Below are 24,721 nucleotides of genomic sequence, written 5' to 3' on the forward strand. Positions count from 1 at the left end.
CTTCACTTAACCCCATCGGCCAACTGGATGCAGACGGAAATTACCCCGTTTTACGCCGTTAATAAAAGTCCAGTCGTCAATCTTCCCATCAGCCCGGTAAAGTGCAAACCATTCCTTCCGGTTAGTCCCATAACCATATCGTAGAAAGCTGTCCCGCAATTCCGCCAGACGGCCTCCAGACTGGCGACCTACAATATAATATCGCCCCTGAGGGAGAGGCCCAATATTTTTAACGGCTGTAAGACTGGCATTATTAACACCTTGTTTCTGACCAGAAAAAGCGGGGAAGCTTCCAATGCCATAGCATTGAAGCAAGGAGGAAGGCATTCCATTGAGTGAAAAATGACAGGTTCTCGGCATATCAATTCCTTTTTGATAAGATTACCGATGTGGATTAAATCATTACAATGAAAGAGAGGGCAATAAAAAAGAATGAAAGAAAACACAAACAAAATAAATCACTCAAAATCTTAACCAGCCTTCAACATGCGCGTGTGTAAGTTCTCTGCCAGCAAACGGCAGGTCCAGGATTTTACCGGGATTGTCGGGGCACGACGGGTACGGGGCCAGGTAATTTCCTGGTGATGCCGTTGAATAACAGATGACGGAGCGAGACCCCCGGCCTGATTTTTTCTGCTGATGAGTGAGAAAATCAGGCTGTAATTGCGTCTCGCCTTTTAAAGATTAATTAATTACCAGTAACTGCCGATAACTTCCTTCATAGATTATCATCATCCAGCGGATTATATACTCTCATGGCATCCTGCGGTCTGCTCTTATCTTCCGGGCGGTCAACCCGGCACTGACGATAATATGAGCACCCCTTCCGAAAATGGATATCAGTCTCATTTTTAGCCTTTGTTACTTCTGGACATTAAGTCGTCAGATCGTAATAATGTACTGGTTTATCAATAGGTAATAATAACATCACGTTATCATTCTACTGATCGCAGACTTTCCGGTCTCGCATTTTTCTATAGCGGGGCTTTACAACGCATATTGGTTTGACTTAATACAGGGTTTTATTCAGTCACCTTATTATCCAGCTTTTTTATATTCTGCTCCGGAATACTCTCCTGATGCGGCTTAATGCTGGTTATAACTCAGACCGCGTTTTATTCAGTGCTTTATCCTTTTCAGATGCGGATAAAGCCAGATGAATTTTACTTTTTGGGATGGACAAGGATAAAGGAGAGAAAGTGGAACGCACGTATTCAGGGAAAATCTGTTTGCTGGCAGCCGTGGTGATGCTGTCTTCAAGCTGTGCCAGTTTGCAGGAAGCTGGCAAAAACTATGGCACGGCCATCGGGTGTATTGGTGGTGCGGCATTAGGCGGAGGACTGACTTATCTGGTCACCAAAGATGCTACGAAAGCTGTTGCTGGCGGCCTGATCGGAGGGATCGCCGGATGTGCTGCAGGGAATGTCTGGCAGAATCGCGAAAAAGCACTGGCCCAGATAGCAGCCGAAGAACATATGAAAATTGACAGCCATCCGTTGCAGTCTCAGGAAAAAAGCGGCAAAGAAAATGTCGGTCTCGTCGCGCAGGTTGAAGATAACGGCATGTTTACCACAGACAGCGCTCAGCTTTCGGCTAACGGGCTGCGTCAGGTCAGAAAAATTGCTGCGGCTATGAAGCAAGGCGATCAAAATGGCGTGGTACTGATTGTGGGTCATACCGATGCCACCGGTAACGCAAGCTGGAATCAGAAGCTTTCTGAACAGCGTGCGCAAAGCGTCGGACGTATCCTGCAACAGGCTGGTTTAAATCCTCAGCATCTCTATTTCCAGGGCGCTGGCTCATCACGCCCGGTGGCAGACAACACTACCTTCACCGGACGGGCAGCCAACCGACGTGTAGAAATTGTCGGTCTGGCTAACGAGGCGTTGTTGAAGCAACGTGTTGAGCAGGAAGGTAATAACCTCGCCTATCTCCGCTATGGCACCCAGTCAGCGGACACTGTTGCAAGATCTAAAACATCCTCATCTACACGCAAAGCATCACTTCCGGCAAAACAGAAATCTTCTTCAATTACCAGCAAACCGACTAAAGCTTCTAAAACGGAAGAGACTGTTCAGACGGCTTCTGCTCCTTCCAGAACAGCCAATGGCAAAAACTGGGTTGATTTTGGCGGCCAGCCCGTCACCGGCTCAACCATACCGCTGGCCGCAAACCTGAAACCTGTCAGTAGTGGGTTTAGTTTGATCTCCGAGGCTAATGCCAGTGCGGTGACAGGAAACTGCCTGACGGACAATGCACGCGTGGCAGGACTGGCCAAAAATCTGGCCACCGGTAAGCCACTTGAGACGCACGATACCAAAGATTATCTGCCAAATATGAACGGTCATGCATGGGCAGGACTGGTTAACCAACATCTGGTAACCATCTCCCCGGTTAAAGTGCTGAAAGATGACACCAGGGTGGAAACCGATCCGCGGGTCTGGATTACCCGTAATTATCAAAGCAGCGGAAACCGTAAGGCTGATGCCCCACTCAGTGCTGTAGCTAATGCGTGGGAAGGTGAAGACAGCATTCTTTACCGCATCTATCTGCCAACAGAAAAAGAGCAGCCGCTTTCCTGTATTGATCTGCTACTACCCAAAAATGCATCTAAAGCTCAGCAGGGTCAGCTTTTCTATTCCAGCCACAGCAGCGCATATATGGCCGCTTATCAACCGGTCCGTAGTTAATCAAGGAACAGACAATGGAACTTTTTCAGAGCATCGCTGAAGCGATCTCCCTTTATCGCTATATTTTCTGGCCATTAGTGGGCTTGCTTGCCCTGGTCATTATCTTTATTCGCTGGTGGGAACAGGTCAGTTACTTCTTCCTCAATTTGTTTACAAGCTTTCCCGTGGTGGGATATATCGCTCGTCTTTCGCGGAGCAATGAACCCCGACGCTCAAGTACCGGCGGCAAGTTCTGGTATCCGTCAGAAGAAGCGCTGTGCGCTAAATACTGGCAGCATCACAAATCCTTTAATCTGAGCGCCGATTTTTACCTGCGCTGCGTTAACTACCTGAACAAGGTGAATGAACGCGGCCGTAAGCCAACCGGACCGGTGTTGTGGATCTGTAGCGTGGCGCTGGTGATATTAGAAGCCTTTATCTTCGCGCTGGTTCTCTCCCCTTTCATCGCCAACAACATCTCAGCTAATCAGGCGGAGTTCTCGGCCATTGTGATCTCTGTACTGATTGGTGTTGTGCTGGTGCCTGCCACGCATTTGATGGGCGCGGAACTGCATAAAAACAGCCTGCTCAAGAAAATCCGTTACTGGTATGACGACGCTCGCCATGCCAACAACGCACGTGGACTGACATCAAATACCGGCATTTCACTGGAAAACACGCGTGATGACGATCAGGATCCGCAGTACATCCAGATGTTTAACCGTATTAACACCAATGTTCACAGCCGCCCGCAGTACTGGGCAACTGCCATTGCGCTGGCATTGATTCTGTTCTTTGCGGTTGGCGCTTATTTCGTCCGTGCTGCGACTATTGATTCGATGGATACTCAGGCCGTCAACGGGACACCCTTCAGTCAGACTACTGAGACTTCCAGCTCGCCTTTTGATCTGCCAGCGGATGCGGTGGCCGATAACGCCAAAGCTGACAGCCAGGCTACCGAAGAGATTGGTAATAATCGTGTCTTTGCTTCCAAACTCACTTTTATCATTCTGTCGGTGATCTTTGTGGGCGTGCAGCTGATTGGTATTCTGATCGGGCTGTATCGTTCATTTGCCGGGATAGATTCCAAAAAGGCTGCTAAATACGCCGGTAATTTCAGTGGGTCAGAAGAGTTCTCTGCCTGGCACAGTATGAAACGCGAACGCGTGGAGCGTGATGCTCAGGAGAAACTGAGTTCACTGCAGAATCGCCTGATGATGAAGCGTACCAGCAGTCAAAGTCAGCAGCTTAACGAACTGCCCACTTTTACTGATTATGTCAGCGGCAAACGTGTTGAAAAATCCCGCTCAGAACAGGAATTCAATGAGCATCTTAAGAACACAGCCTCTGCTCCTGTTGCTCAGGTCATTACACCTCAGCCTCAACAGCCTGTAGCACCCCGTGCGGCATTGCATGTGGTTTTACCTGAGGAAGAAACACCGGCCGACATCGTTGCGCCCGTGCAGGCAGCGAAGGATGACGAAAAAGAGCGCATCATTGCGCTGGGCGATCTGGTCGGATTGGATGAAGAAGATCTGGCCCTGATTGCCGACGATCAGGGGTTGCCTTTAGAGGCGGTGCTTAAACGCCAGCGCGTGCAACAGTTGCTGAATAAAACGCGGGCGAAGGGGGAAGCATGAGAGGCTGGCTTGCGCTAATGCTCCTGGGCCTGAGCTGTAGCCTTCAGGCCGCCGAACGCAACGATATCCCCAGTTGCTATCACTATGCGAAGCTGGATGCTGAACGTCCGGTAGAGAGTGGGCGCGAGCTGGTCATTATCATCGACCAGACCGTGAAGGTGCCGCTGGATCTGAAGAAATCGATCTGGCAGCACGTGATCCGATACGCTCAGCCTGGCGACCGCGTGGTGCTGTATCAGTTCTCTGCCCTGCTGCAGGATAACTATCTGAAGCGCGTCTTTGACGGCAGGCTGGAAGCGCTGTTTACCGATCAGAAAGCCCGCAACAATATGGGCATGGAAAGTCTGAAAAATCTGGACAGCTGTCTGGTCAAACAGAAACAGTTCTTCGATCAGGGTATCGGTAAATTGATGGCAAACAGCTTTGCTACTGAAGGCAGCAGCATCGCCAAAAGCGAGATTATCGACAGCCTGAAGCGTATCGCTGAGGATTTGAAGAGCGATCCGGCTCAGACAAAGTCTGTGGTGCTGGTCTCCGATATGCTGGAGAACAGCGATTTCGGCAGCTTCTACAGCAACAATCAGATCCGCCTGATCGCGCCTGAGAAGGAGCTGGCTCGGGTCACTAAGCAAAACCTGATTGCCGATTTCAACGGTGCGAAGGTGTACGTGGCGGGCGCGGGATTGATTGATACCTCAGCGAAGAATAACTATCGCTCAGGGAAGATCATGCAGCAGCTGGAAGGCTTCTGGCAGCAGTATTTCACCGCCTCAAACGCGGAGCTTATCAGCTTTGGCGCGCCTGAATTAACTGTCGAGATTAAGTAACTTTTAACCCTGATTTTATTATTATCTGACGCCTCCTTTTGGGGGCGTTTTTTATTTTCGGTTTACAAAAAAACAACCTGTCGATATTACTTCAGTAATAATTTTCACGTTTCCTTTTTAAAAATTCCGAGAAGTAACTGTTAAATGACCGCATTGATTCTGGAAAAATTTTCTATGAAAAAAATGACATACCCCTCACACTTAAACCTTTATGAATTTAGCATTAAAATCCCCACTCAAATTGATTAATGTCAAAATTTTTAACACCTAAAATAGTAGATTTGTTTTGCATATTTAAAAAAGGAGTTTGAAAATGGCAATCCCAGCATATCTCTGGCTGAAAGATGATGGTGGTGCAGATATCAAAGGCAGCGTAGATGTAATTGACAGAGAGGGAAGCATAGAAGTTTTAAGTTTTATGCATTCACTTAACATTCCAACAGACAATCATACGGGCAAGTTAACGGGTACACGTTTACATAGTGCAATGGAAATTGAGAAAGAGTTCGATGCATCCAGCTCGTATTTATACAAGGCGGTCTCCACAGGACAAAACCTTAAAAGCGCCGAGATAAAATGGTATCAGATTAATAATGCGGGATTTGAAAAAGAATACTTCAATATGTTCCTTGAAAATGTCAAAGTGGTTGCTGTATGTCCTGTCATGCATAACGTCAAGACCAATGAAAAACAGAATCATTTAGAATCAGTAACTTTAAGATACGAGCGCATAACGTGGAAATATTGTGATGGTAACATCCAATATTCTGACTCATGGAAAGGCAGATAAATGTTCAGGCGCGTTAGCGCCTTTTCAAACACACAGGGATGAAAAGTATGACCTGGATATATAATGTTAATGCTAATACATTTGAACAAAATGGAACTTTTAAGTTTAATGGACTATATGCTGGCGCTGAAGGTTACAAAAACAATACAGAATTCGAATGTGAAATCAATAAAGGCTCTTTACCGCGTGGTAAATACCGTATAAGCAGACCTATTGCGAAACATCAGACTGCTGGTCGCTTTGTTTTGCGTCTGACACCCTATATTGAGAATGAAATGTGTGGAAGAGCAGGTTTCTTAATTCATGGTGATAATGGTCGGGGAACCGCCTCTAACGGTTGCATTGTTGCAACTTATGATGCCAGGCTGGAAATAGCTGAAAGCGGTGACCGGGAGTTAATCGTAAAATGAAAAAAAATCATCTCATTTTTTTCATCATAATGCTCAGCGCCTGTTCATCTTATCAAAGAAAAATAACAGATCAGAGACTTTATGAAAAAGTACAATCAGCATCAGGTAGTCATACCGTGAGTGCACTCACAGACCAGGATTTCGACAAAATACTGACTTATATCTCGCAAGGGTCTGCCCCCTGGTTGGAACTTTATCCGGAGTTTAAAGAGAAAACTTTTCAGGGTATAACTTCGTTTCAGGAGGGGTTAGATGTCTCTATGGCCTACGCGTTGTCCATAAATCCGGTAAGTACACTCAAATTCATTACTAAGAAAAATGTAGACATCATCTGCAGCTTTCCTTTTATTGAACCAACCCGCCAGGAAATTTATACCTATTACAATAATACACGTACTACTTTACTTCCCCTTTCAAAAGAGAATCACCTGGCAGAGAGATGCTTACATACTCTAAATCTTAATATAAAACAAATTATCCAAACTTCTACTGAATGACAACCATTATCCAAAAAATCAATAAATCTCATCTAAAATGATCAGGGGTGCTTTATTGTTTTTGTTCCCGTCACTTATACGTAGTGCTAATTCCGGCATTGTGAACAATTAAATAAAATTCAGGCAGCGCCCTACATATGTGGGCAGGCAAGCTGAAAGCCACCCCCCATGTTAATGTTGCTTCAGGATTATCAGCTTATTGCGTAGTTTGTAATGGAATGAATGGAGAAACTTTATTTTTTTTGTAGAAGTGTTAATTTCCCGAAAATATCCTCTGTTACATCCCTTTCATTTTTTCTGCGAGCAGCATTATGTTTCCTGCACATACAGGATATTTATTATGGAATTAAGCGCAGTGACTGGAGATAATAACAGGGTATTTTACTCGCGATGAGAATGTGCTCGAACACAGTCTCACCGCTAACCATAAAGACTATACGGAGTAGTAATCATGGCTGAGCAGGATTGTAATGCAGACACAGCAGTAAAAGAAGTGACGGCCCCGGCATTCCGCAGACTGAAAGTAAGTTATGCGCACACCTTTCCAGATTATCAGCAGATCCCGGCGATAAACATTAAAGGAAAATGGCTGGCCGCCGCTGGATTTGAGACCGGCACGCTTGTCGATGTACGGGTAATGGCAGGCTGCCTGCTGCTTACCGCCCGTCCGGTTGAACCAGAAGAACCGGAACTGATGCAGGCACTCAAGCGCGTGTGTAAGTTCTCTGCCAGCAAACAACGCCAGGTTCAGGATTTTATCGGGATTGTTGGGGCCCGGCGGGTACGGGGCCAGGCGAGTTCCTGATGAAGTTGTATGACTGAATGAGCATTCTTGCCCGAGCGGTAAAAGTCTGGTTTCTGCAAGAAACCAGTGGCGGGATCCTGCTATACGGGGCTATTATCGTGCGAATGGTGCGATTCGCACAAATTGTACATACAGGAGCAACTATGCTTAGTTTCACTGCTAACCAGGCAAAAACACGATTCGGCGAGCTGATGACTAAAGCGCAGAACGAAACCGTAACGGTTACCAAAAACGGGCGCACTGCCTTTGTGTGCCTTCCTGAGAGTGAATTTAAAGAATATGAGCAGTTAAAGCTGGATAGCTTGCGCGCTAAACTTGCCCGCTCAATTGAGCAGGCTAAAAATGGCCAGCTTCACGATGGTGACGCAGTATTTGATGAAGTGATGAAAGATCTGTAATGGGAAAATTCACGTTAACGGATGACGCCAAAGAAGATTTAAAAGACGTTAAAACCGCTTCGAATGACAAGTTTGGGCCCGCACTGACCAAAGTCTACTTAGAGGGTATGCGGGCCGCTATGTCTATGCTGGCCGAACACATGGTAGGTACGGACGCCAGTGAAGAGACATGGCCCGGTGTATTTTTCTGGCCGTACGAAAGCCACTATATCTTCTTTCTTCGCATCGAGGCTGGCATTCAAGTTGTCGGCATTCTTCACCAGTCACGCTTGTCTAAAGCCTTGCAGAAACGCAAGCCGTAGTTACATGATTGTAATAGCGGTTCAATACTGGAGTGCTTTAATCACGTAACCTGATAATTACATCTACATTTTATACTTTCGCATTTTCTAACGACTTTACCAACATTGAGCGTATTCAAAACACCTGCCTGAATTGGTATCGGTAAACCAATGGCATGAAGGCTTCTGGCAGCAGTATTTTAACCCCTGAACGCGAAAATTGAGCGTTGATGTTCCCGGATTAACTATTGAGATTAAGCGGCTTATCTCAGATAATAAAGACAAATAACGGCCGCGGGATAGGCCATTAAATGCTTAAACCCGAAAAAAATAGTTGTACAGAATCATTGTACACAAGAGCCAAGCTTAATTTTTTCTGAATCATAAATCACAACATCATGGTCTGTAATGAGGCTTTTTAAATCAATTGAATTAAATACATTGAAATCCATCAAAACATCCTTTTGGTTCTGGCCAAGGAATAATAGTGCGACATGCTTACCACGAAGGTTACTACATGCATTTGATTCGTTAAAATCAAGATTTCTTGCCATCGAATAAATCTTATTATTTAACACTCTTACATCAAAATAGTTATTATTCCATTTCCAGGTAAATAAACACACTATAGCAATAAAAATAACAAAAAATAATGAATTCACAGGGAATTCAAAACCCTTTTCCTGATCCTCATTAATCTTATAATATGCATATATACCTAAATGAAGAAAATGTGCCAACCCTATGAATATCAATAAAACCATTAACGGCTTGTAAATGTATTGAAAAAAAACCAATCCTGTCAAGAAGCTTTTAGTATACGGTAATGCAGATGCATCAACTCCAAATATTCCATTTATCAAAGATGATGCCGATGAAGAGCAATAAACCAATAAGGCAGTGACGGATAAAGAAAAGACTATCTTAGTCACCCCGAAACTCCAAAGTTCTTTAAATACAGCTATCCTTTCAAGTTGCACACCAACCCAAATTAAGGATAAAATCACGTAAAGACAATATGCCGGAAATTTTATTGATTCAATAAAATCTGAATCTGACTCTCTTCCATTTGTAAAAATAAAGACAATGAAAGCTACAAATGCAAGGGCATTCAGGGCAGTGTTCACATCCCAGCTTTTAACGTATGTCGATTTTTGTTTTTCTTCTTTGAAGTACAAAATTGAATCGTAGATTCCCGCCAAAAGTTTTTTAATGGGTTTTTTTTCACTTTCTGTAGCGATTGAACCCGTTTTTAACTCAGATCTGAGTTCATGAATTAATTGTTCAACTTCTGATTTATCAGGCATGATTCTCTTATCCTTGTGATAGCACATGAAAACCCTAAATTAATATAGAAAATATAATTCGGACAAGTTTATACTACATCAACTAAAACTTCAGCGAAACCATCCACGACCATAATAATATTTCGGCCCGGAGGCCAGGCGATACGATTTCCTCAGCGATTCCGCCAAAAGGAATGAATCCAGTTCAGTACCTTGTATGCAGACCGGACAGTTATGGGAGCAGCGCCACAGCATAATCACGTATCCATAGTGCTCGTAGTTCTTCGGTATTCATCAAACGACGACCGTGTTGGGTTTAGAAATAACAATTTTATGCACCTGAAAGCACGTAAGCCTTACCCATCACCCTTAAAAATCCCGAATCAGGAAGCCAAACCCAGTATGGAGTGAACAAAGGAATATGGCTAAGGATAGTGTCTAATAAAGGGGGCTGAACAGGCGAAGTTTATATCATCTGATTTTTTCGCAATGAAGCAATTCTCTCCCGAAGGTTTACATTTACCGCATTCTGTTATGTGATCGCGTAACAGGCTCTTTTCAGAGCCGCCTCACAAAACAGGACTTTTATGCGTTTCTGGCAGGCCGATCCTAAGCTTGAGCATTACTGGCGTGGTGTGATCCTTTTTGGCAAGAATGTCGCTTCTTATAAATTTGCGCTGGCCCATGCGCTGTATGACCTTAAGCAGCCAGATAATGACCTGATTACGATGGAGATGCTTGCTGCCCCTTTTGCCCGCCATCTGTGCGCGCACCTCAAGCAAGCGCCTAAGCAGATCACCAGCAGACGTAGCCAGTTTCTGGAAGCCTGTGTGCAGTTCAATAATAGCGAGATTACCGAAGAACAACTGATTGAGATCACCATCAAACGAGGCTTTGCTAACGTCATTGATGCCTTTCATAACGTTAATCAGGCTGAAATTGACAAGCGCTTTTTCCTCGACGAACGTAAGACGTCAAAGGGTATCCGCCTGACAGATAATTTTTACTCCCTCACTGAGAACGATCAGTTTCCAAACCTTATCCGGGAAACTGATGCACGCTGGCGACTGGTTGAAGAAGCCTGGGCGATGAGTGTGTCACGTAATCTGATAGCGGTGGAATATGACGATGACAGCCAGATGCTGTTCAGCCGTCGAAACGACAGGCGCATCGCCATCACCAGCTGCCGCGACAGTCTGAACGGTTACCAGAAAGGCTACTGCTTTTACTGCTTCAGCCCTGTCAGCTTAGTGAGCGGGGAAGAAAGCCTGGCGGACGTCGACCACTTCCTGCCGTGGATGCTTAATGACAGTATCAGCAACCTGAACGGCGTCTGGAATCTGGTACTCGCCTGCCAGAGCTGTAACCGTGGCGCTAAGGGAAAATTCGCCCGCATCCCCTCGACAAAATTGCTTCAGCGCCTGTATGACCGGAACGAATATTTTATCAACAGCCACCTCCCTCTGCGTGAAACCCTGATCCGACAGACTGGTAATACGGCCACTCTGCGGCATAATTTCCTGCAACGCAGTTGGGACACAGCGAAATTTACGCTGTTGCATGAATGGGAACCCACCGCACAGGGAGACGGTATTTTCTGATGAATGACGACTATTACCAGCACAATGCGCAGCGCTTCTACGATGATACGGTGGACGTGGATATGTCCGCCGTCTATAAGCCTTTCCTGAGACACCTTAAACCCGGTGCACGCATTCTGGATGCCGGCTGCGGCTCTGGCCGCGATACCAAAGCTTTCAGTGAGATGGGCTTTAAAGTGGAAGCTTTTGATGCTTCTGCAGAACTGGTTGAGCGCGCTAAGCAGCTTACCGGCAAACACGTGAAAGTCATGCGCTTTCAGGATCTCACGGCGGTTGAGCAGTACGACGGTATCTGGTGCTGTGCATCGCTATTGCATGTTCCAGAGAAAGAATTGCCGGAAGTAATGAAATTATTGGCGATAGCGCTGAAGCCTGGCAGCGTCTGGTATTTATCATTTAAATATGGACGTGGGGAACGAGAGAAAGATGGGCGATGCTTTACAGATATGGATGAAGAAGGGATTCGGGAAATCACAAGCGAGTCAGAAGCGCTAACGTTAACAGAGATGTGGACTACCAAGGATCGTCGGACTGAACGTGATGATGTCTGGATTAATGCTGTGCTGAAGAAGGTTTTTTAGCTTCATGCGATACCGGGGTCGCGGCCATTGGTACAAAAATGGTGCAGTGTATAAACATGGATGAGTCAGTTAAATTGTTCACACCTCTCTCGACGTTTCTGAAATAGTTGGCGTGAACAATTTAAGATTTTTCAGGATTTTTTGTAGAGCCTGATCCCTTTTTCTCCGCTGCTGAATGTGAAGATAAGATCTTCAGTGCTAATTTCCAGCTCAGTAAAATCCTTGACGGAAACCAGGTTGTTAAAGTCGTTATCAATGGCAATACAATGGGCTCCGGATGATAAAGCCGACCGTATACCATTATCTGAGTCCTCAAAGATCAGACAGTTTTGCGGCTTCAGATGCAGTTCTTCCATTGCAACCAGATAGGGCAAGGGATCAGGCTTACCTCTCAGAACATCATTTCTGAAAACGATAGTGTCAAAACCATCGAGGTTGTGTTGCTGTAAAACCCTGTTGATTTTTTCCGGCCAACTACTGGTTACCAGGCCTGTTTTGATATTGCAGCTTTTCAAATCCTCAATAAAACTAGCCACACCGGGTATGAGATCACACCAGGCATCCTGCTCCAACTCATCTACCTTACTGTGAAAAACACTTTTCACATCCGGGGCCATTCCAGGGAATAGACTCCTCATAGTGTATTCATACGATGCACCAATAATAAATCTTTCTACATCCACCCGGGTTAACGTATAGCCATACTCTTCTGAAACACTGGTCCATGCATTAATAATCGCAGGGTTAGAGTCGATAATGACTCCATCAAGATCAAATAACACAGCGTCTGTCTGTGGGATTCTGTGCAAGCGCATTATCTTCTCCATGAAAGAACAAGCTCAACGTTTAATACTTACCTGATTCATTAATAATGAACGGTTCAACATTGAATCACCTCCTTAATAACATCTGCCTTATACATCTTTTTATACTTATTGAACCTTTTGATAGCTTCCGTACTGCCATCAGCATGGATATGCAGATGGGAGAGCGTAAACCCCTGCACCAACATGCTGCGGATCATTTCACCAGCCTCGTTCTCTTCCAGATCCTGAGGAACGATGACTTCCCCTTTTATCAAAAAAACATAGGTTTCTGACATTTTCATTTTCTCCCTGAAAGGATGGTTGTGATTACAATCACACTACAATTACTCCGCACTATTAGAAGTCAGGAATTAATGAAAATATAATCAAAATTAATCTGCTGGTGATAACTGACAGGAATGGATACCCGATTGCTACGAGCTTTTGTCATGCTGGCAGAAGTGAAGAATTACCACGAAGCTGCACAAAAGCTGTTCATTACCCAGCCTGCATTAAGTAAGCGAATAAAGTCACTGGAAGATGAACTGGAACTGACACTTTTTGTGCGGGGAAGACACGGCGCAGCGCTGACTCCGGTTGGTGAACAACTTCTTTTCAAAGTCAATCGGTTGGTAGATCACACTGATGAACTGATGCATCTGGCCCGCAATCTTGCTAAGGGAAAAACAGGTGAACTGGCTATCGGTTTTGGTATTTCGAGTATCAAGCTGGCACCAGACCTTGTTGCTGATTTTCAAAGGATCCACCCTGATATCAACGTCAGCCTGGAAGATCTCCCCTCCTCTCAACAGATCATTGGACTCCTTGAAGGGAAATTACAGTTAGGCTTTATGCGCATACCCGTAGAGCCCCCGCTCAAGGGGTTAACGCTGAAGAGTGAATCCCTGGCTATTGCCGTAAGGCGTGATGACCTTGAACTATTGAAGCAGGCTGTTTCTGAGGACTATAAATCTTTGTCTGGTTACCCGTTACTGAGACTCATTAATGCGCGTGGGCCAAACCTGAATCATCATACAGAGCGGTTCCTGGCATTTAATGAAGTAAAAATGACTATCAGGCAGGAGGCCAGAGATATCCAGACGTTACTGGCATTAGTAGCGGCAGGTGTGGGCATAGCTTTAGTACCCGAAAGTGCAGCAAGGGTCTCCCCGGAAGGTACAGGGATAATTCCTCTCCAGGGCCCCTATACACAATGGGATGTTGCGATGGTGTGGAATACGTTGAAGGAAGATAAATTACGCGATGTATTTATTGCCATGGTTAAAAAGAATTAAATCTCTTATTGCGTGAATAGTTATTTGAGGATTAAATAAATGATAAAGGATTATTTTAAAAATTTGTTAATAGGTTTTTTAATTCCATCTTTTTTAACTTATGATATCTTGTCACAAAGTCTCAACTATTTACTCATCCTCCCTATTTTTATTAATGGCTTTCTTTTCCCAATTGCAATACTAGCCGTTGAGACCGCTATAAGAGAAAGCAACCATCAAAACTTTTGGAACCATTATAAAAATCTACCCACTTTTGGCAGCAGCGGATTATATGCCATTTACTGGCTGATTGTCTCGCTATTAACTATACCAATAACAATAATTTATTTAATTTTCATTATAATTAAAAAAGGCCGCTAAGCGGCCTGATGATTATTTTTTAGTAAACCACTCATTAAGTGACTTCATATGATTATCATCAACATATGATGCAAGTAACATACCCAAAACTACAAACATTACTGCCGTCACTGGTCCAATTACCAATCCACCAAAGATGATTGCAGTTAGTTCTGCAACCAATGCCCCAGCCAGTAAACTTTCAATATTGGTAATTACAGGTGCCCAATTACCTGTTTTAACCGCCATTTTGATATTTTGATACAAGCGATGAAGATCTAATGCCTTAGCTGTCACGCCAAAGGCCTTAGCAAACTTCTGATAGTTTTTTGCTAAATCTGCCTGCGTCATAGAGTTTAATGCGGTGACAATTGCATTCCTGTCAGCGAGGCTCAGCTTTTTCTCAATGTTATTGCCATATTTATTCCACGCAGCAATAGCATCATTGTAACTACGAATTCTCTTACCTTTTGAGGCAGCAGCAAGCGTTTGAGCATTCGTTGAAGCCTTTTCACCAAGTTTTTTATAAACCTCTGCATAAAACGCAGAAACAGTTTTCATTGCTTCTTCTAACTGAGCTTGAGCTGGCGTAAATTTAAACCTCGCAGGAACCTTCCCACCTTTTATCGAATTGATTCCATTTTTGGTATCCGTGATGTTTTTGTTGATTGAAGCGAGGTTCTTCTGTAAATCTGAGATTTGCGATTTAACGGCATTTATCTGTTTTTCGTACTCATCTACTTCTTTTTGCGCAGCAGCTGCATCAGCCTTACTATTTGGCCAAAAAATTCTTCCTTTAACATACATTTGTTTTGCAAATAGTAAGTTACAGGTTGCCTGCAGAGCCGAAACATTTGCATCAGTTTCCACCTTAGCGGAGTTTGCAAGTGCCAGGGTCGCATTAGCATAATTAATTGGTGATATTTTATCTGTTTTGTTAAATGTAATTTGTGAATTTAACCTTGCTGTAACCGCAGAATCAAGTTTTGCATACGCCTTCTTCTGATCCTGCATTCTTTCACCAATTTGAATACTCAATTCTTGAGCATGAAAAGCAGCGATTTCCTGAGGGGTTTTAGGTGAAGAAAAAATTGCGCCCTGCTCGAAAAGAGCTATACCGCGATTGATTTCACTCATTACATTCAGTCCACCAGCAAAATCATAGGAGTTTAGGCGGCTTCTGTAACTTCCTGATGGTGAAATGATGGCTCCTCCATCATATGCATCTGTAATTAAATTATCATTACCAACCATAGTACCTAAAGTCCAGATACCGTTTCTATCCTGGGAATAACCCGCTTCAATTAATTTCCTTGTATCTAATGCCATTATTTTAAATCCTTTTATTAAAAAAATCTGAATTTAATGTAGCTTAGTTAAATTAACACCTTATTATGTTATGTCAACCACTATTGATAATGATTATCATTCATATTATATTTTCATCTTCTTGTCTTAGGAACATATTTTTTCTTTAAGAAAAGGATGGCTTATGAAAATTGTTAACTTGTTATTACTAATAATGGTTTTATGCGGCTGCTCATTTAACAATCACACTTCGACGCTGCCTTTTAAGGACATAATTCATGTAAAAAAACCTGCTTATCCTAATCAAGCTTTCAAAGAGAAAATTCAGGGGTATGTACTAGTTGAATTTAATGTTAATGAGAATGGTGAAACTTTTAACATTCGACTCCATTCCACACCCGATATAATATTTGAAGGAGCCGCACGCCAGGCCGTTTCGGAATGGAGATATAAAAAAGGATCGCCCAGAAAAGATATCCAGCTCAAATTGATCTTTTTGATTAACGATCCAGGCTTATCAAAGATAATGCCGACACCCCACGCTCCTGTTTGAACAGTTATCTTTTTGTGGTCATTACCTCTTATACGCCAAAGACAGGACCTGATAGTAAAGGGTGTTGGCCCGCCCTTACCTGAAATGATTGATGATTTTTCTAACTTTGCGACACAGGCATCATTCTTTACTTAGTAGGCTCACATAAAAGCCATGATGTAAATCTGACAAGCGACCAGAATAGCAGGATTAGCACAGTGCTTTTATGATGGTAATAAGAAATAAAGCTACAGAGTTTGAGTGTGAACAATTAGCGCTTTGCGATTTTCCGATGCTGATTCAGGTTGAATAAACCATTTTTCTCGACAACGTAAATTTATTTAAATATTATGTCTACCGGCACCTCTGGCATTCCTTTAATTTTGAAACTGACTTTATACGTTTGTAATAAGTTCGTTACAAAGAAACTCAATATTAATTTATTTCTCTGTTTGAATATATGCAGATTGTGACAACACTGATTAAATAACAATATATACGATAATTATTTAACCTTTACCCTGTAAGTAAGGAAAGAATTTCACCACTACTACAAAACACATATTAAATGTGAATTCCCTGCTTAGATATCTGATTTATATCGCGCTAGAAGTATGACTGTTTTGTTATTTTTTTAAATGGAAAAAGGAAATTTACCATGAAAAGATTAGCATTTGTGGCGTTATCAGCAGTGACTGCCGTGGCTGGTATTAACTGTGCACTGGCTTCCCCCTCTTATAGCGTAGAGGCCCATCTGCAAAAGCTTGAGCAACGGTTGCAACAAGCCGAAATGCGGGCTGATAAAGCAGAAAAAGAAATTCGAAAACTCAGGCATGACGATCAAACGCTGAAGCAATCGCTGGAACAGCAGGCTCCCGCCGTAGACATCAAACAGAAAGAATCCGCCAACAAGAAAGCGATGACCCTCAATGGATTTGATCACCTCAAGTTCTATGGCGATGTTGAATTGAACATGGATGGAGCAAGCCGAAGCGGACGACTGACCTCGGCCAAAACCACCGCCAACAAACACTGGAAATCAGACGGTAACGAACGCTGGGATATTAACGGTCGCATTCTGATTGGACTGGACGGTTATCGCCGCAATGAAAATGGCCAGTTCTCAGGATTTAGCGTCCAGCCGCTGGCTAACATCAATGGCAGCATGGGCGTTGATGATGCAGCGTTCTTCTTCGGTGAAGAGAATAACTGGCAGGTTAAAGTGGGCCGTTTCGAAGCTTTTGACATGTTCCCACTCAATCAGGATACCTTCATTGAGTATTCAGGTAATACGGCCAATGACCTGTATGCCGATGGTTATGGCTACATCTATATGATGAAAGAAGGCCGTGGCCGTAGCGATGGCGGCAACTTCAATCTGAGCAAAAACTTTGGCAACGTCTATCTGGAACTGAATACGCTGATCGAAGATGGCAGCTCGCTGTTTGCTGACAAGAATTATCATGGCAATAACCTGACCAATGACAAAAACTCCGTCTACCTGCGCCCTGTTGTAGCCTGGAAAGGCGATGCCTTCTCTGCCGCTGTGGCAATGGAAAGCAACGTTATCAACAACGCTTACTATTACGAAAATGCACTGGGTGAAAAAGTCGACCAGTCCAGGCGTAATGGCTATGGTCTGACCATGACATGGAATGGTCAGAAAGCAGATGCTGAAAACGGCGTGGTTGCTAACTTCAGCACCGCCTTCCTGGATGCACAGGATGAGAAGGACTTCTCAATCGGCGGCAACATTCTCTGGAAACGTGTGGAGCTTGGCTATATCTTCGCGCATAACAAAATTGAGAAATTCAACGATATCGGCTTTATGCAGAATGATAACGGTGATTATGCCTTCAACGGTACTGGCACCTATAACATTCACACCCTCCACACTTCATATCTGATCCCGAACATCATGGATATGCAGAACTTCAATCTGTATCTGGGCGCTTATGCTTCCATGCTGGATGCTACTGAAGGTGGTAATGGAGCAAACGGTGTGAGCAGTCATGATAACGATAACGAAACCCGTTATGGGGTTCGTGCGAGATTTAAATATTTCTTCTAAGGTTGAGTGTCTGAACGTTCTTAATATCAGGGCATCCCTTTGGGATGCCTTTTTTGATTGGGGAAAATACACCTGTCAACGTAGCCAGCTCAAAGATAATTTAGCGCAGCTAAATTATATCAACACTCTCAAACCATACTTCTGCACCGTTTAAACACTGGTCTGGTAAAGCGTAAATGTCCATCAGTTCTATATAGAGATCGCTGACTGGCAGACTCTGCAACTGAAGGAAAATGTGTGAAATTTCCCACTCCTGCCAGGGAAATACTCGTAGACCTGGCCCACCAGGTCCTCTTCGGTGAGATCGCATTCGTTAGCAAGGGTATCAATGTTCTCAATACTATCGATCAGAGAAGCGAGCCTTTTCACTTCCAACCCCTGACGGGAGAAATAGTTATCAGGCATGAGAGATGTTCAAAGGTAGGGTATCCACAACAAAACCACTCGCCCGAAATGATAGAGTTATTTACACTACTGACACATAAATTTTATTTGTTATTTTGGTGTATTTATACACAGTACTAAGGACAGCTGAAATGGACGAGCAACAAGCGTTAAGGATTTTGAAAAGCTGGCATCTCATTGAGTTTTTTCAAACCTACAGTGTGGATGAAGAGGAACACAGTATTCAAATTACTGCATCTGAACTGGAGAGGTGCAGCAACTCTTTGCTTCCCTGGCTTAACAAAGCTCAACAAATGCGGGCAGGAATGAAAGATGGCAATGTGCGCTATATCCTTCACCTTGGCCTGTTCCCTAAAAATGAGATCGAGCAGTTAAGCAACCAGGTGTTTGGTGAGGATAAATCCGACCAGGCTCGCTATGAGCAGGAACAACGGCTTGATACCGATGGCATGACCTGTTTTGCAAAACTGATTGTTGATAAAGATGGGTCACCCGATTTCAAAAATATGTCAGTCAGCACATTGCCATGGGCTCTGGGGCATCTAAAACGTGGGACGGCAGCAGAACTGTCAGTATCGGCTTTTAATTCGAGCACGACACTGCTGCAAGAGCAACTCAATCGATTATCACTACTACTACCTGCCCATCAAGGCTCTGGTAAACCTTATTTAACTGCAAGTCTGCTGACGGAATTATTAAATATTTTGTGTGACTGGGCAGACTTTTCCCCCTCTTCACCTTTCGCTCTGCAACTCGACTGGCTACAACTTAAAGCCCCTGGCCCCACTGAAGAAAGTGATCTTCCTCGCTTAACGGACGGGGTATCCACACAAACTGAAGATACTTCCGTCAATGAAACAGCACTGCAAGTGATCGAAGAAGATCATGAAATCAGCGAAGAAACATTGCCTATCCTGAACAGTTTTTTCCTGGAAGATATTGAACGGGCAATGATAGCTATTGCACAAGGGGGAGGTGGAGAAGCACTTCTGCAATATCTTTCAGTCAGGCAAAATCGACATGATGATCTTTACACCCCAAAAGGACTGCAAACGATCGTTCGGCATTTATCACCTCACCTGATGCCGCATGGCCGCTGGCCTTCAGATCCTCGCTACAGTATGTCGTTGATGCAACAGTTCTCAATTAATACTGCAATACAGAAGCTGGATGAAGGAGGATTACTTTCTGTAAATGGACCTCCCGGCACTGGTAAAACCACCATGCTCCGTGATCTGGTTGCCCACAATGTGGTGGAACGCGCTAAAGCACTCGCATCCTTTGGTAAGGTGACCGAAACTTTTAATACTGCAGGTTACCTGGTAAGCAGCTTGACCGGTTTTGAAATGGTGGTTGCCTCCTCTAATAATGCCGCAGTGGAAAATATTTCGCGCGAGCTTCCCCTGCTAAAGTCTTTGGCACAAGAATTTCGCGAGGCAGAGTATCTGCGTCCTGTAGCAAATCAACTTAGCGCACGCACTAACCGGGCAGGAGAATTCCTCCCACTTGATGACGAAGAGCAGTGCTGGGGCGTGATTGCAGCAATCATGGGGAAAAAGGGAAATCGCACGAAATTCAGCGATCGTTTCTTCTTCTCATCCCATTTTGAAAAGGAAAGCGCAGAAGAGGCTCACCGGCCAAATGAATTTAATTTCCTCAACTTCTGGCGTTGGCGTTCCTTTAGCAAAAACACCCTGATTTCTTTTGCACAGGCAAAAGAGAAATTTAATAACGTGCTTGCTGAGGTTGAGCAACTGCAGGCTCAGTTACAACAATTATCTGAACTGACTGCCAGACTGACGGGCGATAGCGATGCAAGAATTATCAATACACTGACTTCCAGACTCAATGAGGCAGTATCACAACGACAAAAAGCTCAAGAAAATCAGGAAACATATCAAAAAAGTCTCAGATTATTGGATGAGAAGATAAGCATTCTCAACGATGAATATCAATTTATGCAGAGCTACAAACCTGCCTGGTGGCAGCGCCTTTTCATGCGCACTGCTTATCAAATCTATCTTCAGCAATTACAGGGAAAAAACCAGAATTTAATTGCAGAGCGCAAAATGCGGCTAGCACTACACGAGCAGATTACAAGTGTTGATAATCAGTTACTCAGCGCTCAGAAAAAAGAGCAATTAGCGCAGTTCTCGCTATCAGAAGCCCAAAAGGAATTGCAGAACGCTGAGCAGCGCCATGCGAATCTTAAAAAAAGCTTCCCTGACGTGATCATCCCTGGCCCGGAACACAGCATCGAAGATGCGGATACTCAGCGATATAGCTTCTGGCAAAATGAAACGATCAATCGCAAACGCTCTCAACTATTTGTAGCAGCCATGGCATTGCATCAGTCCTGGTTAAATGAAGCGATTAAAAGCAAATCCTTTCGTGATAATTTGTTTAAATTTCGCGATTTCCTCAGCTCACCCGGTTCAGCGAATAACATACAAGGTATGTGGCAATTGTTGTTCATGATAGTCCCCGTTATTTCTACAACCTTTGCTTCACTGGGACGTATGTTTAGTCATGTTTCAGAAGCACAATTAGGATGGCTGCTAATAGATGAAGCCGGACAGGCACTGCCACAAGCCGCTGTCGGGGCCTTATGGCGCGCTAAACGCGCATTGGTAGTGGGCGATCCTTTACAAATTGAACCTGTGTTTGCCACACCGCCGCGCCTGACAAAATTTCTCTCTGAGGCAGTACTGGCGGATGATGCAGAAGAATGGACGCCTGCAAAATGGTCAGTACAGCAAATTGCAGACCGGGCTAACCCTTATGGCTGCACGCTAACTGTAATGGATAAACCAGTCTGGGTAGGTATTCCATTGTGGGTTCACCGCCGTTGCATTGAACCCATGTTCAGCCTGGCAAACCACATCGCCTACGAAAATCGCATGATCCACGGTTTAAGTGAGCAGGCTATTCTCAGCAAACCTTTAGAAGGCGGACTGAGCAATTGCTGGTATACCTCAGAAGGAGATTGCAGCCACAGACAATTTAAAAATGAGCTTGCGCTTGATACTCAAAGACTGCTGCATAAGCTGTCAGATGCGGGTTATAAACTCGCAGATATCTATGTCATCACCCCCTTTAAAGCTGTGCGTGCTGGACTGGTGACGGCTTTACAGCAACCTGATGCCGTGGACAAACTCAGTCGCCAGGCAGAAATGTCACGAACCGAGTTGAAAGCATGGCGCAGCAAACATATTGGTACGGTTCATACCTTTCAGGGTAAAGAAAATAACATTGTCATTCTTGTGCTGGGATGTGATACCAGCCACCAGGGTGGGGCAGAATGGGCTGCGAGTAAGCCTAACCTGCTTAATGTTGCGCTGACTCGTGCTAAGAATCATATTTTTGTCATTGGTGATCTGAGGGTATGGGGCGATAAAACCGGATTTGATCAGGTTGCTTCAAGTCTGCCTGAACGCTCGCTTAACTGACAGTCGATATCTCTCCCTGCGGCATTCCTGTTGCGGGGAGAAATACATCTAATAAGTGAGGTGAAAGGAATTAATAAAATACCTTCAATCAATATATTAAAATAGTGCTCTATGCTTTCATTAAAAGTAATTCAATTACCACATTATATATAACCATATTTTTTACAGATCACACCAGCACCTTCAACCCATGCTTCTGCACCACGGTAAGCAGTTTCAGCGCCAATCCGCCTGGGCGCTTTGCGCCACTTTCCCACTTCTGCACCGTTGAAACACTGGTGTTAAGATAGCTGGCAAAAACTGGCTGACTAACGTTTAGCTCCTCGCGGAGCGCCTTGATCTCAAGAGGTTGAAGATCATCCACGCTGTCGAGGCACGCTTTGTCAAAGTTGCGCATCGTTTCTTGCGGGATAGCTTCAACGCTGAATAATCCTGAAGCCGCGCTATGGATAGCTTTATATGCAGGACTCTTGAATTTATTTTTTGCGGTCATGACAGATCTCCACCAATTCTTTACTTTCAATCATTGCATCAATCTTTGCATTACCAAGAACAGCATAATGCTTTGCCAGTGCACGGAATCCAGCCAGTTCTCCTTGATCGATATTCGCCATATCCTGCTTCGCATACAAGAACGTGTAAAACCAATGTGCTCCACCTTTAGCCAGGATGATGGCGCGATCGCGATTCAGATTAAGGCGCTTCTTGTAAACTCCACCGCCGAGATCGTCCGCCTTCCCTTGCATCACTGCCTCAATAGCCAGGCATAATTCACTATCTTTAATAGCGTGAGATTTAGCTGCCTTGCTGAACCATTTAGTTTTGAACACACGCATCAGGTTGACATCCTGTAACCTTAAATGTAGCACCAAGTGCCAGATTACTCTTTTTTATCGTTTATGGATAGTCTGTAAACCCGACATAAATTGCTGCATTTACAATCATACAAACTGCCGTAAATGATAGCCATCTATGGATTCAGTTGGAGTATGGCACGAACAACTTTGATGAAACGCATTCGGTTAGTCATAAGCATTGAAGTGAGGTTTCAGGCTGATGTCTGTAGGCGATTTTAGAGAAATTAGAGGGCTGATGAACTGCTCTCAGCATGAAACGTCGTCTCTTAGTCATATAACCATCTCCCTACTTTCGCTGACTCAATCAACATTTGAAGAGTCAGCGGTTTGGGATCTACTTCAGGAATTTTTTGTGACTTTGGACGGAGAAAGTCAGGCAGTATTCCCTTTTCATATGGCCAGTAGGTAAGAAAATTAAAGTGACTGCTATCTACATTAAACCGCTGAAAATAGTCATTCATGATTTCATCGCCCGTTTCACGTGCCCAGGGATATTTCCCTGTAGACAGGCTTGTTTCAGGGGTTAACACGGGCTTGTTTTTAGCAAAGAGTGGCTTGGTGTTATAGGTTTTTTCATACCACTCCATCACAGCATTTTCTTCGGTATCAATTACCATATCTTGTCATCATCTCTTGCAATTCGGTTGTATGTACAAAGCGTGTTATAGCCAATCCGGGAAACATCGTTCATCACAAAAGCAATACCAAGAATTGGTATCCAGCGGCCAGCAAAAGCACCAAGATTGGTTACATAGCTGAATTTTAAATGCCGGATGCTTTCATTGGTTAAGGTTGGCCAGCGGTTAACACGAAATTTCAACCGGCGCCTTAGATTCTCACTGAGAATCGAGGTTCCCGGCGTTGCGCCTGCTGGCTTACCTCTGGTGCTCTGAGTAGGTTGACCCAAGATAATAAAAGCCAGTGCCACCACATCATCTACACCAAGTTGCTTTTGAGCCTCTTCCAGAAAGATAAAAAAGAACAATTCTCCAGGAGCAAGATTGGTTAACCCCTTGTAAAAATATGTCTCATTGAGTTCTTCCGTTGTATCCATACTAACGACTTCTCCCTTGTAAAATTTGGCTTATTTTATAATCCTACTCAATTTGAGTCCATACCATATTTCAAGAGTGGGATATAAAGTCTGTTCAAGGAGTGTTCTTAGGTTATTAATAATGAAATAACTAATATTGTGATATTTTAATAAACGGAGTGAATGATAGAACGGTATTCAGCTTTCTCTTTGAATGAATGTATGGATAGTGAAATTCAGGCAAAAAAAAGCCACCCGTAGGTGACTTAGTTTTTCATACGCTTATGGTGCGAAGGCCGGACTCAAATATCAATACAACTACATGTTTTATTTGTATTTTAATAGAATAAAACCCATATATGCCCCTTTTTGCGCCCCCACTTTAGATTATAGTTATCTGTTGAAAAACATAAGGTTATTAAATTGATGAAAAACCACTCATTTATTTTTTGAAATCACTCCTTCGGTTCGGTTCCGTGCTGTAGACCCCGACCGGCGCTACTTTTCCTGAATTTTAGTATTACCCAAGAAAAAAAGATTTTATGGAAAAGTGTTCACTCTCTTCACCTTTCATTTTTATTCTTTATTATCATTATGTTAAAGGTGATCAGTTGTACGTGTACTCTTCACCTTTGTTCACCTAAGGTGAATACTATTCTTCGTTCGGCAAAAAAATTCGTTCTAGCCAGTCTGTCGTTTTCAGATGGTTACCTATCACACCTTAAGCTCTTAGTTAGGTTTATGGCTCAGCAAATCGAAGTCAGGCCAAAGAGCATTGCAAAACGTCATCACTCCGCACATCGCCTTAAGTTAAAAGCTGCTAATAGCAATGAGCAGAGGC

General features: G+C 43.8%; 24 protein-coding genes and 1 pseudogene. 15 read left to right on the top strand and 10 right to left on the bottom strand.

What is annotated here, in order from left to right; translation table 11 throughout:
• Positions 1 to 6: 6 nt before the first annotated feature.
• Entirely contained in the window at positions 7 to 360 is a 354-nt protein-coding gene (locus VRC33_RS19435) for a DUF2778 domain-containing protein (RefSeq protein WP_338558481.1), read from the bottom strand.
• A gap of 839 nt (positions 361 to 1,199) precedes the next feature.
• Between VRC33_RS19435 and VRC33_RS19440 the strand changes: the two genes are divergently transcribed.
• From VRC33_RS19440 to VRC33_RS19480, 9 genes are all read left to right on the top strand, one after another.
• Positions 1,200 to 2,690: an OmpA family protein gene (locus VRC33_RS19440; protein WP_338558484.1), complete on the top strand. Its 1,491-nt coding sequence runs from the start codon at positions 1,200 to 1,202 to the stop codon at positions 2,688 to 2,690.
• Positions 2,691 to 2,704: 14 nt separating this feature from the next.
• The gene (locus VRC33_RS19445; protein ID WP_338558486.1) at positions 2,705 to 4,309 is read left to right on the top strand and encodes a hypothetical protein; all 1,605 of its coding nucleotides are present in this window, start codon (positions 2,705 to 2,707) and stop codon (positions 4,307 to 4,309) included.
• Complete coding sequence (locus tag VRC33_RS19450; RefSeq protein WP_338558488.1) at positions 4,306 to 5,136, top strand: hypothetical protein; 831 nt, start codon at positions 4,306 to 4,308, stop codon at positions 5,134 to 5,136. Before VRC33_RS19445 ends, VRC33_RS19450 begins: the two co-directional genes overlap by 4 nt.
• A 313-nt stretch (positions 5,137 to 5,449) precedes the next feature.
• Positions 5,450 to 5,926 carry an Hcp family type VI secretion system effector gene (locus VRC33_RS19455; protein ID WP_338558491.1) on the top strand — a complete coding sequence of 159 codons (477 nt, stop codon included), beginning with the start codon at positions 5,450 to 5,452 and terminating at the stop codon, positions 5,924 to 5,926.
• Positions 5,927 to 5,973: 47 nt separating this feature from the next.
• Positions 5,974 to 6,336, top strand: a complete 363-nt coding sequence (locus VRC33_RS19460; RefSeq protein WP_338558493.1) for a tlde1 domain-containing protein — start codon at positions 5,974 to 5,976, stop codon at positions 6,334 to 6,336.
• Positions 6,333 to 6,833: a hypothetical protein gene (locus VRC33_RS19465; RefSeq protein ID WP_338558495.1), complete on the top strand. Its 501-nt coding sequence runs from the start codon at positions 6,333 to 6,335 to the stop codon at positions 6,831 to 6,833. The genes VRC33_RS19460 and VRC33_RS19465 overlap by 4 nt, the downstream gene beginning before the upstream one ends.
• A gap of 451 nt (positions 6,834 to 7,284) precedes the next feature.
• Positions 7,285 to 7,638 (top strand): endoribonuclease SymE, encoded by a 354-nt coding sequence (gene symE, locus VRC33_RS19470; protein ID WP_338558498.1) that lies wholly within the window; start codon positions 7,285 to 7,287, stop codon positions 7,636 to 7,638.
• Between the two features lie 17 nt (positions 7,639 to 7,655).
• Complete coding sequence (locus tag VRC33_RS19475; RefSeq protein ID WP_338558500.1) at positions 7,656 to 8,036, top strand: type II toxin-antitoxin system prevent-host-death family antitoxin; 381 nt, start codon at positions 7,656 to 7,658, stop codon at positions 8,034 to 8,036.
• Positions 8,036 to 8,338 carry a type II toxin-antitoxin system RelE/ParE family toxin gene (locus tag VRC33_RS19480; RefSeq protein WP_338558502.1) on the top strand — a complete coding sequence of 101 codons (303 nt, stop codon included), beginning with the start codon at positions 8,036 to 8,038 and terminating at the stop codon, positions 8,336 to 8,338. Before VRC33_RS19475 ends, VRC33_RS19480 begins: the two co-directional genes overlap by 1 nt.
• Positions 8,339 to 8,661: 323 nt before the next feature.
• On the opposite strand, the gene VRC33_RS19485 is transcribed toward VRC33_RS19480, so the two are convergent.
• Complete coding sequence (locus tag VRC33_RS19485) at positions 8,662 to 9,624, bottom strand: hypothetical protein (protein ID WP_338576824.1); 963 nt, start codon at positions 9,622 to 9,624, stop codon at positions 8,662 to 8,664.
• Positions 9,625 to 10,190: 566 nt separating this feature from the next.
• Between VRC33_RS19485 and VRC33_RS19490 the strand changes: the two genes are divergently transcribed.
• Entirely contained in the window at positions 10,191 to 11,204 is a 1,014-nt protein-coding gene (locus tag VRC33_RS19490; protein ID WP_338558508.1) for an HNH endonuclease, read from the top strand.
• Complete coding sequence (locus tag VRC33_RS19495; protein WP_338558511.1) at positions 11,204 to 11,785, top strand: class I SAM-dependent methyltransferase; 582 nt, start codon at positions 11,204 to 11,206, stop codon at positions 11,783 to 11,785. Before VRC33_RS19490 ends, VRC33_RS19495 begins: the two co-directional genes overlap by 1 nt.
• Before the next feature lie 131 nt (positions 11,786 to 11,916).
• On the opposite strand, the gene VRC33_RS19500 is transcribed toward VRC33_RS19495, so the two are convergent.
• Entirely contained in the window at positions 11,917 to 12,600 is a 684-nt protein-coding gene (locus VRC33_RS19500) for an HAD family phosphatase (RefSeq protein ID WP_338558515.1), read from the bottom strand.
• A gap of 65 nt (positions 12,601 to 12,665) precedes the next feature.
• The gene (locus VRC33_RS19505; protein ID WP_338558517.1) at positions 12,666 to 12,887 is read right to left on the bottom strand and encodes a hypothetical protein; all 222 of its coding nucleotides are present in this window, start codon (positions 12,885 to 12,887) and stop codon (positions 12,666 to 12,668) included.
• A gap of 123 nt (positions 12,888 to 13,010) precedes the next feature.
• On the opposite strand from VRC33_RS19505, the gene VRC33_RS19510 reads away from it, so the two are divergent.
• A complete protein-coding gene (locus VRC33_RS19510) occupies positions 13,011 to 13,886 on the top strand; it encodes a LysR family transcriptional regulator (RefSeq protein WP_338558519.1) in 876 nt (291 codons plus the stop codon).
• Positions 13,887 to 14,258: 372 nt separating this feature from the next.
• Here VRC33_RS19510 and VRC33_RS19515 read toward each other — a convergent pair whose 3' ends face one another.
• The gene (locus tag VRC33_RS19515; RefSeq protein WP_338558521.1) at positions 14,259 to 15,554 is read right to left on the bottom strand and encodes a colicin-like pore-forming protein; all 1,296 of its coding nucleotides are present in this window, start codon (positions 15,552 to 15,554) and stop codon (positions 14,259 to 14,261) included.
• Positions 15,555 to 15,717: 163 nt separating this feature from the next.
• On the opposite strand from VRC33_RS19515, the gene VRC33_RS19520 reads away from it, so the two are divergent.
• Positions 15,718 to 16,086, top strand: coding sequence for a TonB family protein (locus tag VRC33_RS19520; RefSeq protein WP_338558523.1), 369 nt, complete (start codon positions 15,718 to 15,720; stop codon positions 16,084 to 16,086).
• A 637-nt stretch (positions 16,087 to 16,723) separates the two neighbouring features.
• Positions 16,724 to 18,136: a carbohydrate porin gene (locus VRC33_RS19525; protein WP_338558525.1), complete on the top strand. Its 1,413-nt coding sequence runs from the start codon at positions 16,724 to 16,726 to the stop codon at positions 18,134 to 18,136.
• 252 nt (positions 18,137 to 18,388) lie between these two features.
• On the opposite strand, the pseudogene VRC33_RS19530 reads toward VRC33_RS19525, so the two are convergent.
• Positions 18,389 to 18,541 (bottom strand): annotated as a pseudogene (locus VRC33_RS19530) (DNA methyltransferase); the annotation flags it as partial.
• 131 nt (positions 18,542 to 18,672) lie between these two features.
• Here VRC33_RS19530 and VRC33_RS19535 point away from each other — a divergent pair.
• Complete coding sequence (locus tag VRC33_RS19535) at positions 18,673 to 21,990, top strand: AAA domain-containing protein (RefSeq protein ID WP_338558527.1); 3,318 nt, start codon at positions 18,673 to 18,675, stop codon at positions 21,988 to 21,990.
• Positions 21,991 to 22,159: 169 nt separating this feature from the next.
• On the opposite strand, the gene VRC33_RS19540 is transcribed toward VRC33_RS19535, so the two are convergent.
• The 4 genes from VRC33_RS19540 to VRC33_RS19555 all read right to left on the bottom strand — a co-directional run bounded on the left by VRC33_RS19540 (position 22,160) and on the right by VRC33_RS19555 (position 23,901).
• Positions 22,160 to 22,483 carry a DNA-binding transcriptional regulator gene (locus VRC33_RS19540; protein WP_338558531.1) on the bottom strand — a complete coding sequence of 108 codons (324 nt, stop codon included), beginning with the start codon at positions 22,481 to 22,483 and terminating at the stop codon, positions 22,160 to 22,162.
• Positions 22,467 to 22,826: a type II toxin-antitoxin system RelE/ParE family toxin gene (locus tag VRC33_RS19545; RefSeq protein WP_338558534.1), complete on the bottom strand. Its 360-nt coding sequence runs from the start codon at positions 22,824 to 22,826 to the stop codon at positions 22,467 to 22,469. The genes VRC33_RS19540 and VRC33_RS19545 overlap by 17 nt, the downstream gene beginning before the upstream one ends.
• A 287-nt stretch (positions 22,827 to 23,113) precedes the next feature.
• A complete protein-coding gene (locus VRC33_RS19550) occupies positions 23,114 to 23,464 on the bottom strand; it encodes a DUF1493 family protein (protein ID WP_338558536.1) in 351 nt (116 codons plus the stop codon).
• Entirely contained in the window at positions 23,458 to 23,901 is a 444-nt protein-coding gene (locus VRC33_RS19555) for a hypothetical protein (RefSeq protein ID WP_338558539.1), read from the bottom strand. The genes VRC33_RS19550 and VRC33_RS19555 overlap by 7 nt, the downstream gene beginning before the upstream one ends.
• Between the last annotated feature and the right edge of the window lie 820 nt (positions 23,902 to 24,721).

Source organism: Erwinia sp. E_sp_B01_1, from assembly GCF_036865545.1.
Taxonomy (GTDB): domain Bacteria; phylum Pseudomonadota; class Gammaproteobacteria; order Enterobacterales; family Enterobacteriaceae; genus Erwinia.

Bases quoted from the DNA above. Each gene is read 5' to 3' on its own strand.
- VRC33_RS19435 (WP_338558481.1), bottom strand. From the start codon at position 360: ATGCCGAGAACCTGTCATTTTTCACTCAATGGAATGCCTTCCTCCTTG.
- VRC33_RS19445 (WP_338558486.1), top strand. From the start codon at position 2,705: ATGGAACTTTTTCAGAGCATCGCTGAAGCGATCTCCCTTTATCGCTAT.
- VRC33_RS19450 (WP_338558488.1), top strand. From the start codon at position 4,306: ATGAGAGGCTGGCTTGCGCTAATGCTCCTGGGCCTGAGCTGTAGCCTT.
- VRC33_RS19455 (WP_338558491.1), top strand. From the start codon at position 5,450: ATGGCAATCCCAGCATATCTCTGGCTGAAAGATGATGGTGGTGCAGAT.
- VRC33_RS19460 (WP_338558493.1), top strand. From the start codon at position 5,974: ATGACCTGGATATATAATGTTAATGCTAATACATTTGAACAAAATGGA.
- VRC33_RS19465 (WP_338558495.1), top strand. From the start codon at position 6,333: ATGAAAAAAAATCATCTCATTTTTTTCATCATAATGCTCAGCGCCTGT.
- symE (WP_338558498.1), top strand. From the start codon at position 7,285: ATGGCTGAGCAGGATTGTAATGCAGACACAGCAGTAAAAGAAGTGACG.
- VRC33_RS19475 (WP_338558500.1), top strand. From the start codon at position 7,656: ATGAGCATTCTTGCCCGAGCGGTAAAAGTCTGGTTTCTGCAAGAAACC.
- VRC33_RS19480 (WP_338558502.1), top strand. From the start codon at position 8,036: ATGGGAAAATTCACGTTAACGGATGACGCCAAAGAAGATTTAAAAGAC.
- VRC33_RS19485 (WP_338576824.1), bottom strand. From the start codon at position 9,624: ATGCCTGATAAATCAGAAGTTGAACAATTAATTCATGAACTCAGATCT.
- VRC33_RS19490 (WP_338558508.1), top strand. From the start codon at position 10,191: ATGCGTTTCTGGCAGGCCGATCCTAAGCTTGAGCATTACTGGCGTGGT.
- VRC33_RS19495 (WP_338558511.1), top strand. From the start codon at position 11,204: ATGAATGACGACTATTACCAGCACAATGCGCAGCGCTTCTACGATGAT.
- VRC33_RS19500 (WP_338558515.1), bottom strand. From the start codon at position 12,600: ATGCGCTTGCACAGAATCCCACAGACAGACGCTGTGTTATTTGATCTT.
- VRC33_RS19505 (WP_338558517.1), bottom strand. From the start codon at position 12,887: ATGTCAGAAACCTATGTTTTTTTGATAAAAGGGGAAGTCATCGTTCCT.
- VRC33_RS19510 (WP_338558519.1), top strand. From the start codon at position 13,011: ATGGATACCCGATTGCTACGAGCTTTTGTCATGCTGGCAGAAGTGAAG.
- VRC33_RS19515 (WP_338558521.1), bottom strand. From the start codon at position 15,554: ATGGCATTAGATACAAGGAAATTAATTGAAGCGGGTTATTCCCAGGAT.
- VRC33_RS19520 (WP_338558523.1), top strand. From the start codon at position 15,718: ATGAAAATTGTTAACTTGTTATTACTAATAATGGTTTTATGCGGCTGC.
- VRC33_RS19525 (WP_338558525.1), top strand. From the start codon at position 16,724: ATGAAAAGATTAGCATTTGTGGCGTTATCAGCAGTGACTGCCGTGGCT.
- VRC33_RS19535 (WP_338558527.1), top strand. From the start codon at position 18,673: ATGGACGAGCAACAAGCGTTAAGGATTTTGAAAAGCTGGCATCTCATT.
- VRC33_RS19540 (WP_338558531.1), bottom strand. From the start codon at position 22,483: ATGACCGCAAAAAATAAATTCAAGAGTCCTGCATATAAAGCTATCCAT.
- VRC33_RS19545 (WP_338558534.1), bottom strand. From the start codon at position 22,826: ATGCGTGTGTTCAAAACTAAATGGTTCAGCAAGGCAGCTAAATCTCAC.
- VRC33_RS19550 (WP_338558536.1), bottom strand. From the start codon at position 23,464: ATGGTAATTGATACCGAAGAAAATGCTGTGATGGAGTGGTATGAAAAA.
- VRC33_RS19555 (WP_338558539.1), bottom strand. From the start codon at position 23,901: ATGGATACAACGGAAGAACTCAATGAGACATATTTTTACAAGGGGTTA.